We start from the raw sequence: 18,976 nt of genomic DNA, 5'->3' as shown, positions 1-18,976 counted from the left end.
AAAGAATAATATTTCTTCTTATACATATGAGCTTCTAATCGACTAGATTCATGATGAATCGATTGTATATATGACGATTCAGAATAATAAGAGGTTTCAAAGATTGAAAAGGATTTTAAAGATTCGTAACGAAACAATAAGGGAAGAAGATGAAAAGGGAGATCAAAATGACAACAAATAGACATCTCATCGGACATTGGGAAATTGTGAAATATACGAATGCACATATTGAAGTAGAACGAGATGAAATTGCGCTCGAGTATCCATTGACCGTTTTTGTGAATGGCGAGGAATTCGCGACGCTCATTTGTTCACCTGCAGATATTAAAGAGCTTGTCATCGGATTTTTAGCATCGGAAGGAATGATACGTTCGATAATGGACGTACAATCGTTTCATCTTGATCGTGAACGAGGATTTAGTTACGTGAATTTACATACATCAATTCAAAATAAAAAAGAATTTGTATCAAAACGTATGATCGGTTCTTGTTGCGGGAAGAGCCGTCAATTTTATTTTTATCAAGACGCGAAAACGGCGAAAACGATTTTAAAAAGTGCATCCATTACACCAGAACAATGCTTTTATTTAATGACGGAATTAAACAAGTATTCCACTTTATTTAAACGAACGGGTGGTCTTCATAATGCGGCACTTTGTACGACAGAAGGTGTTATGCAAACGTTTTGCGATATCGGAAGACATAATGTGTTAGATAAAATATATGGCTATTGTTTATTGCATGATATTTCTATACACGATAAAGTGATTGCCTTTAGTGGCCGCATGTCGTCAGAGGTGATATTAAAAGTAGCAAAAATCGGCTGTGGCATCTTGTTGTCGAAATCGGCCCCAACCGATTTAGCGTTAAAGTTAGCCAATGATCTACGGGTGACGACGGTTGGATTTATCCGAAATGAAAAAATGAACATATACACACATTCAGAGCGAATTTTAATTGACAAAGGGGATGGAGAAAGTGGAGAAAGTATCAATTGTCATTAATGGAAAGACGTATAGAGTTCCTGAGGGTCAATATGTGCTTCAAGCCATAAAGTCGATAGACGAATACGTTCCACATGTTTGTTATCACGAAAGCTTAGGGCCGATTTCTACTTGTGATACATGTATCGTAGATATTGATGGAGAGCTCGTCCGTTCGTGTCACACAACTGTAAAAGATGGAATGACTGTTCGAACAACCGCATCCCATGTGCAAAAAGCACAAAAACGGGCGATGGATCAGCTATTAAAAAATCATGAGCTGTATTGTACGGTTTGTGATAAAAACAATGGTGATTGCACGCTTCATAACACGGTGAAAGAAATGGGAATCGAACACCAAGAAATCCCGTTTTCACCGAAGCCGTATGAAGTGGATTTTTCAGGATCTTTCTATCGGTATGATCCAAACCAATGTATTTTATGTGGACGTTGTGTAGAAGTGTGTCAAGATGTACAAGTAAACGAGACACTTACGATTGATTGGAGCCGAAAAGAGCCGCGTGTTATTTGGGACGAAGATGTACCGATTGATCACTCTTCATGTGTAAACTGTGGTCAATGTGTGACGGTTTGTCCGTGTAATGCCTTAATGGAAAAATCGATGCTCGGACAAGCGGGCTTTTTAACAAATGTTGAACCGGGTACGTTACGTTCGATGATTGATTTAACGAAACAAGTAGAAACAGGTTACGGTTCGTTAATGACGATTTCTGATACTGAAGCTGCATTAAGAAAAGAACGAATTAAGAAAACGAAAACCGTCTGTACATATTGCGGCGTTGGATGTTCCTTTAACGTCTGGACAAAAGGACGGTCGATTTTAAAGATTGAACCAACTAAAGAAGCGCCGGCAAACGGTATTTCTACTTGTGTGAAAGGGAAATTTGGCTGGGATTATGTGAATAGTGAAAAGCGATTAACGAAACCGCTTATTCGTAAAGGAGACCATTTTGAAGAAGTCGATTGGGACGTAGCCATTTCGTATGTCGCGAAACGTTTTCGAGAAATCAAAGAAAAGGATGGATCTGATGCATTAGCATTTATTGCCTCCTCGAAGGCAACGAATGAAGAATCATATTTATTACAAAAGTTTGCAAGACAAGTAATTGGGACAAACAATATTGACAACTGTTCAAGATATTGTCAATCACCGGCAACAGTCGGGCTATTTCGAACGGTTGGATATGGCGGGGATGCAGGCTCCCTTTCAGACATTGCTCAAGCTGAACTTGTGATCATTGTCGGCGCTAACACAGGTGAATCCCACCCTGTACTTGCTTCGAAAATAAAGCGATCTCAAAAATTATACGGTCAAAAACTATTCGTTTTTGATTTGCGGAAACATGAAATGGCAGAAAGGGCGGATCTTTTCGTACGACCGAAACCGGGAACCGACCTTGTCTGGTTATCCGCTGTCACAAAATATATCATCGATCAAAACTGGCATGATCAATCGTTTATTAATGAGAATGTTAACGGCTTTGACCAATATGTCCAAAGCTTAGCACCGTTTACATTACCATATGCCGAAGAAGTGACTGGCATCTCTGTTGCGACATTGAAAGAAATTGCGGAAACAATCCATCAAGTGAAAACAATGGCGATATGCTGGGCAATGGGCGTAACACAGCATCAGCGTGGGAGCGATACGAGCACAGCGATATCGAACTTGCTTCTTATAACTGGGAATTATCGAAAGCCTGGTGCCGGTGCTTACCCACTCCGTGGACATAATAACGTCCAAGGGTGCAGTGATTTTGGAAGCTTGCCCAATATGTTTCCAGGTTATGAACGTGTAACAGATGAAAAGGTGCGAGTGCGTTATGAAAAGAAATGGGGTGTGAAGCTTCCTGCAATACCAGGGAAGGATAATCATCAAATGGTGAAAGCTATTCATGATGGTACGATAAAATCCCTTTATGTTACCGGGGAAGATATGGGAATTGTCGATGCGAATATAAACCATGTCGGTGAGGCGCTCGAAAAACTAGAATTTTTCGTCGTCCAAGATTTATTTTTAACAAAAACAGCTCAATTTGCCGATGTTGTATTCCCGGCAAGTCCGAGCTTAGAAAAGGACGGAACCTTTACAAATACAGAGCGACGTATTCAACGATTATACAAAGCGTTAGAGCCGTTAGGTGAGGCAAAACCTGATTGGGAGATTTACTCCTTGCTAGCTCGTGCTCTCGGTTTTTCTTGGGACTATAAACATCCGAAAGAAATTATGGACGAAGCCGCCTCATTAGCACCGATGTTTGAAGGTGTATCGTATGACTTACTTGAAGGGTTTAATAGTTTACAATGGCCTGTTAGAGCTGATGGAAAGGACACACCTTTACTTTATACGGACGGATTCCCATTTGAAGATCAAAAAGCAAGGCTTTATCCACTTCAATATGAATCTCTTTATAATGTTGATGAGGAGTATGATCTTCATGTGAATAACGGGCGTCTTCTTGAACATTTTCACGAAGGGAATATGACGTATCAAACTTCAGGTATTGTAAGAAAAACGCCACAAGCGTTTATTGAGGTGTCTAAAGAATTAGCCGCAGAACGTGGAATTGAAGAAGGAGCACTCGTAGAGCTCGTCTCTAAGCACGGTTCGGTGAAAGGACAAGTCCATATCACAGACCGTGTCCAAAAAAATGAACTGTTTATTCCGCTTAATGACAATGGCGAACTAGCCATTAACCGCTTGACCGGAAATGAAACAGATCGAGATACAAACACTCCGGCATACAAACAAGTAGCTGTCAAAATGATTCGTTTAAAGGATCGCGGTGAATCACCGATCAAATCGAATAACCATCGAATGGGAAATCGAAACCCGCAAATCGGTGTGTGCGTCGAGGAAAAGTGGAAACGAACAGACTACTCCTATCCAGGAAGCAAGGTGAAACAAAATGGCTAAACCGATTACGACGATCAAAAAGCAAGAACTAACGCAAGAAGAAATGAAACAACAGAGTCTACATGAAATAGAAGCTGCCATCTCAGACAATAAAGACGCCATCTTACAAAGTATTGAACTAATGAGCCACATGCATAAAACAGGTGCTCTAGAAATGATGAACGCCCTATTTGCAAGAAAAGACGAAGTATTAAAAAACATCGTCTCAGAAGCAAACCGAGAGCCGAATGCAAACATTTTAAAAAACGCCTCTCAGTTACTCATGCTTTTAGGGACGATCGATATTGAAAACCTTCAAAAAATGTCGTCAAAAATGAATGACGGATTAAGAGAAGCAGCAAGCTCAATCGATTCGAACGAAAAAACGTCACTGTTTCAACTACTTTCAGCCTTAAAAGACCCGGAAATCAACCGAGCGATTACGATGCTGCTTCATTTTTTGAAAGGGTTGGGGAGAATTGAAGAATAATCGTACAAAAAACCTCTTGCCATTTTAGGTAAGAGGTTTTTTAGGGAAGTGAAAAATCAGCTCCTAACTCCTTCCACTAAAGTGTTAAAAGTAGCGTGACTAATTATTCGTATAGATTGATGATCGATAAACTTTTCCAATCTCAACTACCCGATTGCAACCATTTATAGTATAATGTAGTCAATGTGACAAGTTTATACACGGTTAAACAGGTGCTGACAAGCAAAGTGTCAGTTAAAAGGGAAGTTGGTGAAAGTCCAACGCGGTCCCGCCACTGTATATGCGAGTGACTCGAAAATTGACCACTGTAATCTTTATTACGGGAAGGGTTTGAGGAACGATGAGCATAAGCCAGGAAACCTGCCTGTTTCAAAACACCGAAAACCCTACGAGGATAGGGAGGTGGAGAAGTCGGGCCCTTCGTATGCTTTTACAGCAAAAAAGGTGAATGTACGGTTTCAACATCTCCTCATTTTAAAGGAGATGTTTTTTATTTTGGCTAAACTTCGTAAAAATGATGGATATAACATAGAATAACGATCATTTTACGGAAAAAGCCTTCATTTTAATACATAATAGGGGGAACAAACAGATGAAAAAGCTACACGTATTATTCTTCGCTATGCTTCTTTCTCTTCTCGTTTTAGCTGGTTGTAACGCTTCAAACGGCAATGAAACGAAAGAAGAAGCGAATCAAACCGAGCAAACAGAAGGTGCGTTTCCAGTCACCGTAACAGATGCCTCTGGCAATGATGTGACCATTGAAAAAGAGCCTGAAAAAATCGTTTCATTAATTCCAAGTAACACCGAAATCGCTTTTGCCCTTGGTCTCGGAGAAAAAATGGTTGGTGTTTCAGACAATGATAACTACCCAGAAGAAGTAGCCGACATTGAAAAAATCGGTGGCATGGATTTTAATGTAGAAAAAATTATTTCATTAAAGCCAGATATAGTGTTAGCCCATGAATCAGGTGCTCATAATTCTGAAGAAGGATTAGACCAACTGCGAAATGCCGGGATTACCGTTTTCGTTGTGAAAAGTGCGACATCATTTGAACAAGTATACGAAACAATGAATACAATTGGAAAGATTACCGGTACATCTGATAAAGCGAATACAGTTGTGAAAGAAATGAAAGCACAAGTAGAAGAAATTTCAGCAAAAGCGGCTGATATTCCTGAAGAAGACCGAAAAAATGTATACATCGAAATAGATTCTACGCCGTTTGCAGCTGGTAAAAATAATTTTATGGATGAAATGTTAGGAATTATTCAAGCCAATAACGTGATTACAGAAGAAGGATGGCCGCAAGTGTCAGCGGAAGCAGTTATAAAAGCAAATCCTGATGTGATCATTACGACTTATGGAAGTTATACACCTGATGTCGTTGATCAAGTGTTAAAACGAGATGGATGGCAAAGTGTTACAGCAATTAAAGAAAAGCGTGTTCACGATGTAAACCCTGATTTAGTAAACCGCCCAGGTCCGAGATTAGTTGAAGGAGTAGAAGAGCTTGCAAAAGTTATCTATCCGGAAGTCTTCAAAAAATAATAAATTAATTGCCTATATCATCGTCATTATGTTTTTGGTTGTTTCGACGCTCCTTGCGATTTCGATTGGAACGATTCGGATTCCAGTTACAACGATTCTTGATGTTTTTTCACATGCCCTTTTGCAAACAGAGTTACGTCAAACAACGGATCCGATGATGCAAAATATTATCCTTGATATTCGGTTACCGAGAGTCATTTTGGCGGGTCTTGTCGGAGCTTCTTTAGCTCTGGCTGGAGCCGCCTTTCAAGGATTACTGCAAAATCCACTTGCAGATCCATATACGTTAGGGATTTCATCAGGGGCTTCAGTTGGAGCTGTATTTGTCCTCTTTTTCGGGATCCAGATTCCGATTATCGGGAGTATGACATTACCTGTTGTCAGCATATTAGCCGGCTTTTTAACCATTGTCGCCGTCATTATTTTTTCTCGGTTTGTCGAAAAAACGATGAAGATGGAAACGATTATTTTAACAGGTATTATTATGAGTTCGTTTCTCGGTGCTTTTCTTTCCTTAATGATTGCATTAGCCGGAGAAGAATTACGTCAGGTGATTCATTGGTTATTAGGCAGTGTATCGATGAGAGGATGGGATTACGTTCTAATCATGATTCCATTTTTTATTATCGGTGTGCTTCTGTTAATGTTCCAAGGCACTGAACTAAACGCGATGTCCTTTGGGGAAGAAAAGGCACAATATTTAGGTGTCGACGTAAGAAAAAAGAAATTCTTTATTTTAACATCTGCTTCTATATTAACAGGTGCGGCCGTTGCCGTTTCGGGTACAATCGGATTTGTCGGTTTAGTTGTTCCTCATTTAAACCGCTTATTATGGGGGCCAGACCACCGTCATTTATTGCCTTTATCACTCCTATTCGGTGCCGGCTTTTTAATTTTAACAGATCTTGTGGCCAGAACGATAATGTCACCGACGGAGCTGCCAATTGGCGTTATTACGGCCATTATTGGTGCACCAATGTTTGCCTTTATTTTAATAAGACAACGGATAGAAAGAAGAGGATAACATGCTTAACGTTAGGAATGTATCCGGAGGGTATCAACATCATCAAGTGGTGAAAGATGTTTCCTTTACTGTTCAAAAGGGTGAATTTTTTGGTATTTTAGGCCCGAATGGAAGTGGGAAAACAACCTTGTTAAAAATGATTAGCGGTATTTTACCTTCCTTAGGCGGAACGATTGAAATAGATGGAAAACCGCTTACCTCCTATTCAGCGAAACGTCTTGCACAAAAAGTAGCCGTCTTACCGCAGTTGTTTAGTAATGCGTTTGACTATACGGTGAAAGAAACAGTGTCACTCGGCCGCTACCCCTTTCAAAAAGGGTTATTTAAGCAATGGTCAAAAGAAGATGAAGAGATTGTACAAGAAGTGATGAATGTAACAGATATCGCTCATTATGCCGAAAAATCAATGAGTGATATTAGCGGTGGGGAAAGGCAGCGTGTCTTTTTAGCTCAAGCGCTTGCCCAACAGCCGAGCATTTTATTATTAGATGAACCGACAAATCATTTAGATATCTCTCATCAAAAAAATTTACTCGACCGTTTAAAAGGTTGGTCGAAACAAAATGGTTTAACGGTTATTTCTATTTTCCATGATTTAAATTTAGCAAGCCTTTATTGTGATCACCTTTTACTACTAAGAAATGGAGAGGTTATCGCGTTAGATGAGCCAAACCATGTGTTAGAAGAGCATATAATTCAATTAGTGTATGAAGCGGAATGTAAAAAGCGACCACATCCAGAATTGCCGAGACCGCAACTCATGCTATCACCTAGCCAGGAAGATGAAAAACAATGGACGATTCGAAAGTCAAATATTATAAAAACGAGTGAAATGATTACACTTTCATCGCCTATTCCGTTAAAAACGTTGTCTTCAGCCGTTATTGGAGCAGGACTTGGCTGGTATTCTCATTTTGTTAACCGTCACGTTTCAAAAGATTATATGTGTGATGATGTAAAAGCAGAAATGGCGGACTTCTTAAGACGACATAATTTTCATCCGAAAGAAACGGTTGGTATGATGACAGCAGCGAAATTAGAGGATGTGGCAATTGACGAATGGCAAGAGGAGGAGCTCTCCATCATCGTTTGTGTTACAGCGGGTGTGAGGAATGCCGTTGATGTGTCGCAATGCCACAAGCATTTGTTCGAACCGTACGCAGGGACGATTAATACATGGGTTTTTCTAAATGGCTCTTTAACAGATGAAGCATTTATTCAAGCAATAATGACGGCAACAGAGGCGAAAACAAAGGCGATGATAGATGAACAAATCATCGATAAAGAAACGAATACTATTGCGACAGGAACGTCAACGGATAGTATTTTAGTGGCGGCCACACAACAAGGGGAGCCGATACCGTACGCAGGGACGATTACGAAAGTTGGGAAACTCATTGGACGTGGTGTATATGAATGTACAATCAACGCATTAAAGAAGTATAAAAAGCGATGTGAATACAATGGTTAATCATCTTATCTGTATTGGTTTAGCGTACATACTTGATAAAGTGATCGGTGATCCGAAAAGCATCCCTCATCCTGTCCGATTTTTCGGGGCGTTTATTTCGTACTTTGACAAGAAGTGGAATAAAGGGTCTAGCAAAAAGTGGAAAGGGATTTGGATGATTCTAATTGTAACGATATTTTTTACACTCATTGCGGGCGGTTTCGTTTTCGTTTCTTATCGTCTTCACGTTCTCTTTGGTCTATTCATTGAAACGGTCATCATCACCTTTATGATTGCTGAAAAAAGCTTGAAAGAAGCAGCTGTGGAAGTGTACGAGCCGTTAGCACGAAACGACATGGCTCAAGCGCGTATCAAACTTTCATGGATCGTTGGCCGAGATACCGATACGCTAGGTGAGGAGGAAATCGTTCGTGGAACGGTCGAGACCGTTGCCGAAAATACAAGCGATGCGGTGACGGCTCCGCTTTTTTGGACTCTTATCGGCGGTGCTCCTCTTGCTGTTTTTTACCGCGTAGCGAATACGGCTGATGCGATGGTCGGTTATCGAAATGAGAAATATGAACAGTTCGGCTATGCTTCTGCGAAATTAGATGATCTGTTAAACTACATTCCGAGTCGGTTAACGGCATTTGTCATGATTTTCGTCAATCGGACTTCAAGAGCTAAAAAAGAATGCTTTCGTTTGATCCGAAGGGATGCGAAAAAACATCCGAGCCCCAATAGCGGCTTTCCAGAAACAGCAATGGCCGCATTACTCGGTGTGCAGCTAGGCGGAAGAAATACATACAAAGGGATTGTATCAACGCGGGCGAAATTAGGGGATGCCATTCATGCACTTAAAGCAAATCATATTCAACGATCTGTACAAATAATGGAGCGTACAAATGCGTGTTTTGTCTTGCTTTTAATTTTAGGGGGTGGACTCATTGCAATGGCCGTCACATGGATCAAATCCAGCCTATTTATTTGAGGCATTACAACTTCCGTTTTCGAAAGATTGTGTAAAAATTGATTTTAGTGTCAATTTAAATCCGCTTGGACCGCCGATATCGCTACAAGAAAAATGGTCTGAACTACTTTTTTATGTAAAGGACTACCCAGACCCAAATTGTAGCGAGTTAAGAAAACTTATTGCAAAAAAAGAAAACGTCTCACCAGAAAACATATTAATCGGAAATGGCGCAGCAGAAATGATTTTTCTATTAGCAAGCGGGTTATTAGCAAAAAAGAACGTTTTCATTGTAGAACCGACCTTTTCAGAATACCGAAAAGCTTGTCACATCAATCATTGTCAAGTTTCTTCCTATTTTTTAAAGGAAGATGATGGATGGGATTTAAAAGCAGATGAATTGATTCCATATTTAAAGGAGAATGATGCGCTCATCCTTTGTCACCCGAACAATCCGACAGGGGTCGTATACAAGGAAGATGAGCTGTTGAAACTGTTTAAAGCGGCTGAACAAGGAGGTATTTATGTCATCATTGATGAAGCATTTTTTGACTTTGCGAAAAGGTCTATTTCGATGGTGAAGTATTTACAAACATTTTCAAATGTTATCATTTTACGGTCATTAACGAAAATGTATGCGATTGCTGGGCTTCGTCTCGGGTACGTACTAGCAAATGAACAAACGATTCAAACGATGAAAAAGTTGCAAGTCGAATGGAGCGTTAATGCGATCGCGCAAAAAGCAGGCTTCATTTGCCTTCAAGATGAGAAATTTGTGATTGATACACAGCAATATATAAAACGAGAACGAAACCGAGTTTTACATGAATTAAGCAAGATGGGATTCTCCTTATCTCAAAGTCAAGTGAATTTCTATTTATTAAAACATCAAGATATCGAATCTCAACATCTATTAACTTATTTAATCGAAAAGGGAATGGTCGCTAGGCATACGTTTAACTTTCCGAGCCTTAATGGAGCTTATTTACGATTTGCTGTTAAGAAAGAAGAAGAAAATGATCAATTACTAGAAGTGCTATGGAAATGGAGTCGAACATGCTAGTTTTTGTGACAGGCGGTGTCAGAAGTGGAAAGAGCTCATGGGCGGAAGCGTATTGTCTGAAAAAAAGCGAACGGAGTAAACCGATTCATTACATAGCGACATCTATTGTGTACGATGATGAAATGAAAGAACGCATTTTCGATCACCAAAAGCGGCGAGATGAATCAACCGTAAATTGGATTACATGGGAAAAACCGCGCCAAATTGGCTCACTGCAAGAAAAGCTAAAGGGAAATGAAATCGTGTTACTCGATTGTTTAACAAATCTTGTGAACAATGAATTGTTTCTTCATGTTGAACATGGGGATGAACGGTGGAAGTCACTAACCTATCAAAAACAAGTGTTCCAAACGATTACGCGAGACATTTTCCGTATCCAGAGAAAGACCTCCTTATTTGTCATTGTATCGAATGAAGTCGTTTATGAACCGTTCAACACGGATGTAGTAATGCCGTATATGAGATTATTAGGAAACATTCACCAGTGGATTGTTCAACAATCATCGGTTGCACTCAGAATGGAATGGGGGATACCATTATTTATGAAGGGGGAGCGAAAATGAAAGGAGTCATGTTTCAAGGAACGTCATCGGATGCCGGAAAAAGCTTAATTGCGACTGCTTTTTGTACGATATTTAGAGATTTAGGGTATAAAGTAGCTCCGTTTAAGTCGCAAAATATGTCGAATAATTCATATGTAACGAAAGATGGAAAGGAAATTGGCCGGGCGCAAGGGATACAAGCTGAAGCGGCGGGAGTTGACGCAACGGTCTATATGAATCCCATTTTATTAAAGCCGAGAAATGATCGCCGCGCAGAAGTCGTGTTGTTCGGAAAAAGCTTTCAAAGTTTTGAAGGAAGAGAATACCGGGAGAAATTTTACGAAAAAGGGATAGAAACGATTGAAACGGCTCTTACTACACTCGAAAACGAATATGACGTCATCGTGGTGGAAGGTGCTGGAAGCCCTGTTGAAATTAATTTAAATGATCGTGAGCTTGTGAATATGAAGGTTGCTGAAATGGCCGATGTACCGGTATTTTTAATCGCGGACATTGAACGCGGTGGTGTGTTCGCAAGTATTGTCGGAACGTTGCAATTACTAAAGGAAGAAGAGCGAAAGCGAGTAAAAGGAATCATTATTAATAAATTTCGCGGTGATTTGTCCTTATTTGAAGACGGAATCACATGGATTGAAGAAAAGACAGGTGTGAAAGTCGTAGGCGTCATTCCGTATTTACATAACCACCGAATCGATAGTGAAGATTCATTGTCGATCGGCTCTCGTTTTTCACAATCGGATCAAAAAGAAATAGATATTGCCGTTATTCGGTTGCCGTACATTTCAAACTATACAGATGTTGAGCCATTTTTATTTGAAGAAGATGTTTCTATCCGTTTTGTCGATCATGCGAACGAATTCGGCAACCCGGATGCTGTGATTATTCCGGGAACGAGAAGCACGATTGCTGACTTCAAACAATTACAAAACGTTGGCTTTGATTTGAAAATAAAGGACTATGTAAAAAACGGCGGCACGATCGTTGGAATTTGCGGCGGATATCAAATGATGTGTTCCTACCTTTACGATCAAGCCGGTTCAGATACAGGACAAGTTGGCTATCAATTAGCGGGGCTTGATATTATTCCAGCTATGACAACCTTTATGGGTACGAAGAAAACGATTCAAAATAGCGGAGTTCTTCATGCAAATAGTGGTTTTCCACCTCATGAAGTTGATGGCTACGAAATCCATCTAGGGGTAACGGATGTCCGCTATTTAGAAAACGTAAATCCGCTTATCACACTTCAAAATTCATTTGATGGGGTGTCGATGGACAATGGAAGGATTATTGGAACGTATTTTCACCATTTCTTTGAAAACGATGCGTTTCGAGGTGAATGGCTAAATCATATTCGGAAGAAGAAAAACCTCCCGGAAAAAGAATTTGTTTATTTGCGAAAAGAAAAAGCGGCTCAATATTCCCGATTAGCTGAACATGTAAAAAAACATATTGACTTAGATTATGTTGTCTCTGTTGTCGAGACTTGGGGGATTGAATGTGAAGGATAGGCGAGATGGATTCATTTTGGCCCTTCAGTTTTTTTCTGTTATTCCCATTTCAAAAGAAATTCCATTAGACCGATTTCGGTTAAAGTACGGGATTTTATCTCTCCCTATTTTAGGGGCAATCATCGGTGTGATCGGAAGCGTGCTGTTATGGGGACTCCATCAATGGACCCCGTTTTCTGATTTAGCGCTCACACTCTTCTTTCTTTTTTACTTCATTTTTATTACAGGGGGCATTCATATTGATGGCTGGGTCGATACGAGCGATGCCTTCTTTTCGTATCGTGATCCAAAACGAAGGCTGGAGATTATGAAAGACCCGCGCGTTGGAACGTTCGGTGTTTTATCATTACTGTTTTTATTACTGTTTCGATTTTTGTTTGCTTACGAAATCATTCAGTCCATTTCATTTGAGGATTTAATCTTATTTGCAACTATTCCGATACTATCAAGAATCAGTATGGGTGTTTTATTCATCGCAGGTCCTGGTCTTGCTAAGCGAGAAGGGTTAGCATATTTATTCGTTGAAGCATTACGTAAGCGAGATCTTCTCACGTTTTTATTATATCTCGTGCTTTTATTAGTAGTGTATGGTGTCTTTTTTCCACACCTATTGTTAACGTTGCTTATATTGATGTTTTCGACATGCATGGTGTTTTTCGGGTTTAAACTTGGATTTAAACGCGCTTTCGGAGGCATTACGGGTGATACACTCGGTACGTCGATTGAAGGGACTGAAACGATTTTATGGATGATCGTGTGGTTATTACACTTATACGCCACGGTTTAACAAAGGAAAACGAAGAAAAGCGATACATCGGTTGGACGAATTCCCCTCTTAGTGAAGAGGGGAAAAATCGCTTGCAAACAGCACGAACAAATTTTTCACCGCAGCTTGTTTTCAGTAGTGACTTACTCCGTTGTATCGAAACCGCTGCTTATTTTTATCCAGAAAACGAGCGAATCGAACTATCTGAGCTAAGGGAGATTCATTTCGGTGACTGGGAAGGAAAAACATATGAACAATTGAAGAATAATACGTATTATCAAGGATGGTTGAATGATCCGTTTACGTCACCGATTCCGTCAGGTGAAACGTATGATACATTTTCGAACAGAGTACAGAAGGCGTGGATGAATATTGTAAACGAATTTCACGATCAGTCGGTTTCTCATATTGCCATTGTCACCCATGGTGGTGTCATCCGTGAAATTTTAAGCAAGGTATCACCAGAATGCAAATCTTATTGGGCCTACACGATTAAACCTGGTGGTTGCATGACGTTAATCGGCAATCGTTCGAAAGTAAGGAGGGGAGAGCCGTGCATTTTGTTACAGGAGGGGCCTTTAACGGAAAACGAAAGTGGGTAAAACAACATGTGTTAAAGGATAATGAAACGTACAGTTGGATTTCAGGATATGAGAAGAAGTGTGCTTATGATTGGATAAAGATTGAATCATTTCAAACGATTACAGTCATTGAAGGTGTTGAGCAATTTTTATATGATCATTTGGAGAGAGAAGATTGGAAGTCACATTGGCTTCAAGTAATGCATATATGGGAGAAGTGGGAAAGGGAAGATTCAAGTCGCTCCCTCATCTTAATTGGTACGGACATGACAAAAGGAATCGTACCGCTTGAAGCGAAAGAAAGATTATGGCGAGATGTATCAGGCTGGTGCTTTCAAGATATTGTGAAAAGAGCGGAGAGAGTTGATATTATTTGGTACGGAATCAATGAGCGGATCAAGTAAAAAGAAAAAAGTGCACGTTTTTTATTAAAAGGCGCATAACTTGGGAAACGAGACGCAAGGAGCTTGTGAAAATGCGCATAGTACGAGGAAAGTGATACATAAAGTAGCGCAAGTGCCTCAATAGAATGGAACTACAACGGAAAACAAGCAAACGAGCTTGAAAAAACTTTACCTCGACCTCTCCTTATTCAACAAGACTATGATTTTTAAATTGAAAACAAGCAGAAGAATCATCTCCTGCTTGTTTTCAATTCTTATTTTAATAAGCTGACTCGCCCTTTTTTCGCAGCTTTTGTTAACTCGCGGTAACCGATTCGTGTAAGAGCATATTGATCTGTCATCATATGGGCTTTCTTTAGATCCTCAATGACGTTTTGAGGTAATTCCGAGTGAACTTCGTTTAGCTTTTCGTTAATTTCATCAAACGAACGATGAATGATAAAATCTGCACTTAACAATTCAATTACCTTCTCGAGTGATGGATCACGTTTTAAAAGAAAATTTGCACTGTCCTTTACGACCTTTTGAATACGAGTTTTTAAGAGGGCAAGGTCTTGCTGAATCGACTTTGCTTCTAACTCTTTATCAGAGATTTTCTTTCGATAAGCTTGTTTTTCTGCTTCTTTTAAATCCGTTTTTGATAACAATTCTTCGAAAATAATGGTTTTGTCTAATTCAATTTGTGTCAGTTCTTTTTCTTTATATTGCATTGTTTTTTCAACGTCATCATCTGCTACCGGTCGAAAAGTTGTTTCATTCTCTTTTGTTTGTGATGCCTGTTCTTTTATGAATAAGTTTAGTCGCTTATAAAGAAGGAAAACAAAAATCGTTAACCATGAATTAAATAGAAGAATGGTAAATTGAAAGAAAATATTGTTTGTTCCAATTAGTAAGAATAACCCAGTCGCAATCGCGATACCAATAAATAATAAAAACCAATCTTTTACAGAAAGCTTCTTCAATGTATGGAAAGAATTTTTTACTTGTTCCAACGTCTTCTCTACTCCTTTTAGCTTGACTGATGATAGGAAACATTTAACGAACATATTATAGCAAAAATTTTGGGGGAATAGATGTAGGTTTAGAAAGTGAAGAAGAAAAAAATAAGGTTGACAAAATAAATATAATACTTTATCAACCTTTAGTAGACGGTGAGTCAGTTAAATCACATGTCGACTCGACCACTTCAATTAATTCTTTTAATAATTTAAGAGACGTATCAAGTGCTAGCGAATAGTATCGCTGTGTCCCTTTTTGTTCAATGGAAACGAGCTCGTTGTCACGTAATATTTTCAAATGATGTGATATGGCTGGTCTTGAAAGTGTTGAATGATTAGTAATTTCGTTTACTGTTAATGGACCTTTTTCGGCAAGTAGTAAGATGATATCTTGGCGGTACGTGTCGCTAAGTGTTTGAAATAACGGAATACATGCACGAAACGTCTCGATAGCTTTTTGTCCCATAAACGATCCTCTTCTCTATAAAATCTTACAAAACATTATACGCGCTCTTGTATGCTTCGTACAATGGATGTCACGACGTTGCGAGGTGCGAATCGAGTGGAAGATGCTAAAAGCTTATTTTGTAAGCCTGGTATAATGACGGTTTTTCCTTTCATCATTCCACTGTAACCTGCTTCAACAACCGTTTTCACATCCATCACTTTCATTTGTTTAAATAATTTCGATTTTTCTAAGTTCGCTTTTTCCGTGAATCCTGTTTTCGTTGGTCCTGGACAAAGAGCTGTTACCGTAATGTGATGATCCTTTAGCTCGTTTGCTAATGCTTCAGAAAATGATAGGACATATGCTTTTGATGCGTAATAGACAGCCATTAACGGGCCTGGTTGAAAGGCAGCTGTCGAAGCCACGTTTAAAATACGACCGCGCTTTCGTTTCATCATCCCTGGAAGAACTCGCTTTGTTAATGCGGTAAGTGCTGTAATATTCACTTGAATCATATTCAGTTCATTTTCAAGATTTGTATTCGCAAACTCACCAAATCCCCCAAAACCTGCATTGTTTATTAAAATATCAACTTCAATCCCTTTTGCATCTAGTTGTTTCATAATTAGCTGATCAGCACCATCAGTTGCAAGATCTTGTGCAATGACTGTTGCACTTATACCGTATTTACGTTCTAGTTCATGGGCAAGTTCGTTTAATTTTTCCTCACTGCGGGCAACTAATACGAGATTGTATTGTTTATGAGCAAATAAATACGCAAATTCAAGACCTATCCCATTTGATGCACCTGTAATCAAAGCGGTTTGATTCATGACATATAGTACTCCTTTTTAATTGTGTTTAAATGTTTAAAATGTTAAACGTTTAAACATATAGTAATCAATAAGTTCCACACTGTCAAATGATGAGATTTTAAAAAAACGAATGTTATTATATTATTAATCGAAATTGTTCGAAAATTAATGATTGAACGTTCGTTTTTCTTGAAAATATTGATATTATTTGTAGAAATGCTATAATAGTTACAAAATTTTATAGTCAATTCACTCATATAATCGCGGGGATATGGCTCGCAAGTTTCTACCGAATTACCGTAAATAATTCGACTATGGGTGAGCAATGGAACGTTTGTATACGGATACATACGTTTATACCCTTTTTCTATTCAACCTAAAGGTCATTGTCTCACTCATATTATTTGAGTAGAGTGCAATCGCCTTTAGGTTTTTTGTTTTTTTAAAAGTCTAATTGAAGGAGCGTTATACATGAATTTATTAAAAAAGAAAATTGAAGAAGAAGGGGTTGTCCTTTCTGAAACTGTTTTAAAAGTTGATTCCTTTTTAAATCATCAAGTTGATCCACAATTAATGAAAGCGATCGGGGAGGAATTTGTTTATCGTTTCAAACATAAACGAATTTCGAAAATTTTAACGATCGAGTCATCTGGCATTTCACCAGCGTTAATGACAGCATTGAACTTAAATGTTCCATTAATATTTGCACGTAAGCGCAAGTCGTTAACGTTATCTGAAGATCTTATAACGTCAAAAGTCTATTCATTTACAAAACAAGAAGAAAACACTATTTCAATTTCGAATAAATACATTGAAAAAGACGATGAAGTATTAATCATTGATGATTTTTTAGCAAACGGGCAAGCCGCTTTAGGATTAATTGAGCTTGTTGAAAAAGCAGGCGCCAACGTAGCAGGGATCGGAATTGTAATTGAAAAAGCGTTTCAAAATGGCGGCAAACAGCTTCGAAAACTTGGATACGATGTTGTATCTTTAGCTGAGATCGAATCGTTAAAAAATAACCAAGTTTCATTTAAGGAAAACTCTTTAGAAGGGGCCTTCACATCATGAGGAACCAATCATTTAAACTCGTATCATTAGGAATTCAACATGTTTTAGCCATGTATGCTGGTGCTGTCATCGTTCCGCTTATTGTAGGAGGAGCCTTAGGTTTAACGGGTGAACAACTAACCTATTTAGTATCGATTGATATATTAATGTGTGGAATTGCTACGATTTTACAAGTGTGGAAAAATCGCTTTTTTGGAATTGGCCTTCCAGTCGTATTAGGATGTACATTTACTGCGGTTGGTCCAATGATTGCTATCGGTGGCCAATATGGGATTTCTGCCATTTATGGCGCGATTATAGTGACAGGTCTTTTTGTTATTTTGATTAGTAAATACTTTGGGAAGCTTGTCCGCTTTTTCCCTCCAGTCGTTACAGGTTCAGTTGTCACAATAATAGGAATTACGTTAATTCCTGTTGCGATGAATAATATGGCTGGTGGTGTTGGAAGCCCTGACTACGGCTCCCTTTTCAATATTGCATTAGCATTCGGGACGTTAGTCTTTATTTTAGTGCTTTACAAATTTTTCACTGGATTCATTCGTTCAATCTCGATTTTATTAGGTTTATTGGTTGGTACAGTCGTTGCCTATCTTTTTGGAAAAGTAGATTTCAGTGCAGTAGGTGAAGCTTCGTGGTTTCATATGGCCAAACCATTTTATTTTGGAATGCCAACCTTTGAGATAACAGCGATATTAACGATGATGTTAGTTGCGGTTGTAAGCTTAGTTGAGTCAACAGGTGTTTACTTTGCTTTATCTGATATTTGTGATAAAGAGCTAACGGAAGAAGATATAGCAAAAGGCTACCGCGCAGAAGGGTTAGCGATCGTTCTTGGTGGATTATTCAATGCCTTTCCTTATACAACGTATTCTCAAAATGTAGGGCTCGTACAGTTGTCTGGCGTTAAAAAGAATAATGTCATTTATACGGCTGGAGCTTTCCTCGTTATTCTTGGGCTAGTTCCGAAAATTGGTGCACTTACGACTGTGATTCCTGCACCAGTTTTAGGTGGGGCGATGGTCGCAATGTTCGGCATGGTCATGGCTTATGGGATTAAAATGTTAAGTAAAGTGGACTTTTCATCCCAAGAGAACTTATTAATCATTGCTTGTTCCATCGGGATTGGAATGGGCGTAACAGCTGTTCCACAAATATTTGAACAAATGCCATCAAGTATTCGCATTTTAACGGATAACGGGATTGTGGCAGGAAGTATAACAGCCTTTATTCTTAATTTATTCTTTAATGTCCTATTAAAACACAAATCACGTGCTGTTCTACAAGAGAGAAAAGCTGCTTCTTAAAAAATAAAAACTCCGTAAGTCGTCAACACTTCTTAGGATATGAGAATGTGGAGACGACTTTTTTAT

18 protein-coding genes and 2 riboswitches are annotated in these 18,976 nt (G+C 39.0%); of the genes, 15 read left to right on the top strand and 3 right to left on the bottom strand.

What is annotated here, in order from left to right:
* Positions 1–167 precede the first annotated feature (167 nt).
* The 13 genes from fdhD (at position 168) to MLD65_RS12705 (ending at position 14,274) form a co-directional block, all read left to right on the top strand.
* On the top strand, positions 168–1,004 hold the full coding sequence (fdhD, locus tag MLD65_RS12765; protein WP_243292254.1) for a formate dehydrogenase accessory sulfurtransferase FdhD: 837 nt from the start codon (positions 168–170) through the stop codon (positions 1,002–1,004).
* Complete coding sequence (fdhF, locus tag MLD65_RS12760; protein ID WP_243292253.1) at positions 970–3,921, top strand: formate dehydrogenase subunit alpha; 2,952 nt, start codon at positions 970–972, stop codon at positions 3,919–3,921. Before fdhD ends, fdhF begins: the two co-directional genes overlap by 35 nt.
* Positions 3,914–4,390, top strand: a complete 477-nt coding sequence (locus MLD65_RS12755; RefSeq protein WP_243292252.1) for a helical membrane plugin domain-containing protein — start codon at positions 3,914–3,916, stop codon at positions 4,388–4,390. The genes fdhF and MLD65_RS12755 overlap by 8 nt, the downstream gene beginning before the upstream one ends.
* A 193-nt stretch (positions 4,391–4,583) precedes the next feature.
* Positions 4,584–4,772, top strand: a riboswitch (cobalamin riboswitch).
* A gap of 210 nt (positions 4,773–4,982) precedes the next feature.
* Positions 4,983–5,942: an ABC transporter substrate-binding protein gene (locus MLD65_RS12750; protein ID WP_243292251.1), complete on the top strand. Its 960-nt coding sequence runs from the start codon at positions 4,983–4,985 to the stop codon at positions 5,940–5,942.
* Positions 5,905–6,966, top strand: coding sequence for a FecCD family ABC transporter permease (locus MLD65_RS12745; RefSeq protein WP_243292250.1), 1,062 nt, complete (start codon positions 5,905–5,907; stop codon positions 6,964–6,966). Before MLD65_RS12750 ends, MLD65_RS12745 begins: the two co-directional genes overlap by 38 nt.
* Before the next feature lies 1 nt (position 6,967).
* Positions 6,968–8,437 carry an adenosylcobinamide amidohydrolase gene (locus tag MLD65_RS12740; RefSeq protein ID WP_243292249.1) on the top strand — a complete coding sequence of 490 codons (1,470 nt, stop codon included), beginning with the start codon at positions 6,968–6,970 and terminating at the stop codon, positions 8,435–8,437.
* Positions 8,430–9,407, top strand: a complete 978-nt coding sequence (gene cbiB / locus MLD65_RS12735; protein ID WP_243292248.1) for an adenosylcobinamide-phosphate synthase CbiB — start codon at positions 8,430–8,432, stop codon at positions 9,405–9,407. The genes MLD65_RS12740 and cbiB overlap by 8 nt, the downstream gene beginning before the upstream one ends.
* Positions 9,364–10,449, top strand: coding sequence for a threonine-phosphate decarboxylase CobD (gene cobD, locus MLD65_RS12730; protein ID WP_243292247.1), 1,086 nt, complete (start codon positions 9,364–9,366; stop codon positions 10,447–10,449). The genes cbiB and cobD overlap by 44 nt, the downstream gene beginning before the upstream one ends.
* Positions 10,443–11,012 carry a bifunctional adenosylcobinamide kinase/adenosylcobinamide-phosphate guanylyltransferase gene (locus tag MLD65_RS12725; RefSeq protein WP_243292246.1) on the top strand — a complete coding sequence of 190 codons (570 nt, stop codon included), beginning with the start codon at positions 10,443–10,445 and terminating at the stop codon, positions 11,010–11,012. Before cobD ends, MLD65_RS12725 begins: the two co-directional genes overlap by 7 nt.
* A complete protein-coding gene (locus tag MLD65_RS12720; RefSeq protein WP_243292245.1) occupies positions 11,009–12,523 on the top strand; it encodes a cobyric acid synthase in 1,515 nt (504 codons plus the stop codon). Before MLD65_RS12725 ends, MLD65_RS12720 begins: the two co-directional genes overlap by 4 nt.
* On the top strand, positions 12,513–13,310 hold the full coding sequence (gene cobS, locus MLD65_RS12715; protein WP_243292244.1) for an adenosylcobinamide-GDP ribazoletransferase: 798 nt from the start codon (positions 12,513–12,515) through the stop codon (positions 13,308–13,310). The genes MLD65_RS12720 and cobS overlap by 11 nt, the downstream gene beginning before the upstream one ends.
* Entirely contained in the window at positions 13,268–13,891 is a 624-nt protein-coding gene (locus MLD65_RS12710; RefSeq protein ID WP_243292243.1) for a histidine phosphatase family protein, read from the top strand. The genes cobS and MLD65_RS12710 overlap by 43 nt, the downstream gene beginning before the upstream one ends.
* A complete protein-coding gene (locus MLD65_RS12705; protein ID WP_243292242.1) occupies positions 13,843–14,274 on the top strand; it encodes a bifunctional adenosylcobinamide kinase/adenosylcobinamide-phosphate guanylyltransferase in 432 nt (143 codons plus the stop codon). Before MLD65_RS12710 ends, MLD65_RS12705 begins: the two co-directional genes overlap by 49 nt.
* A 254-nt stretch (positions 14,275–14,528) precedes the next feature.
* Here the strand turns inward: MLD65_RS12705 and MLD65_RS12700 are convergent, their stop codons facing one another.
* The 3 genes from MLD65_RS12700 to MLD65_RS12690 all read right to left on the bottom strand — a co-directional run bounded on the left by MLD65_RS12700 (position 14,529) and on the right by MLD65_RS12690 (position 16,553).
* Positions 14,529–15,266 carry a hypothetical protein gene (locus MLD65_RS12700; protein ID WP_243292241.1) on the bottom strand — a complete coding sequence of 246 codons (738 nt, stop codon included), beginning with the start codon at positions 15,264–15,266 and terminating at the stop codon, positions 14,529–14,531.
* Between the two features lie 142 nt (positions 15,267–15,408).
* Positions 15,409–15,738 carry an ArsR/SmtB family transcription factor gene (locus tag MLD65_RS12695; RefSeq protein ID WP_243292240.1) on the bottom strand — a complete coding sequence of 110 codons (330 nt, stop codon included), beginning with the start codon at positions 15,736–15,738 and terminating at the stop codon, positions 15,409–15,411.
* 35 nt (positions 15,739–15,773) lie between these two features.
* Complete coding sequence (locus tag MLD65_RS12690) at positions 15,774–16,553, bottom strand: SDR family NAD(P)-dependent oxidoreductase (protein ID WP_243292239.1); 780 nt, start codon at positions 16,551–16,553, stop codon at positions 15,774–15,776.
* 215 nt (positions 16,554–16,768) lie between these two features.
* Positions 16,769–16,870, top strand: a riboswitch (purine riboswitch).
* 136 nt (positions 16,871–17,006) lie between these two features.
* Here MLD65_RS12690 and MLD65_RS12685 point away from each other — a divergent pair.
* The gene (locus MLD65_RS12685) at positions 17,007–17,606 is read left to right on the top strand and encodes a xanthine phosphoribosyltransferase (protein ID WP_243292238.1); all 600 of its coding nucleotides are present in this window, start codon (positions 17,007–17,009) and stop codon (positions 17,604–17,606) included.
* The gene (locus MLD65_RS12680; RefSeq protein WP_243292237.1) at positions 17,603–18,910 is read left to right on the top strand and encodes a nucleobase:cation symporter-2 family protein; all 1,308 of its coding nucleotides are present in this window, start codon (positions 17,603–17,605) and stop codon (positions 18,908–18,910) included. Before MLD65_RS12685 ends, MLD65_RS12680 begins: the two co-directional genes overlap by 4 nt.
* Positions 18,911–18,976 lie beyond the last annotated feature (66 nt).

It is taken from the genome of Bacillus sp. FJAT-47783, from assembly GCF_022808615.1.
Classification (GTDB): domain Bacteria; phylum Bacillota; class Bacilli; order Bacillales; family Aeribacillaceae; genus Bacillus_BZ.
The sequence above is the reverse complement of the archived record's forward strand: the minus strand, read 5'-3'. Positions and strand labels throughout refer to the sequence as shown.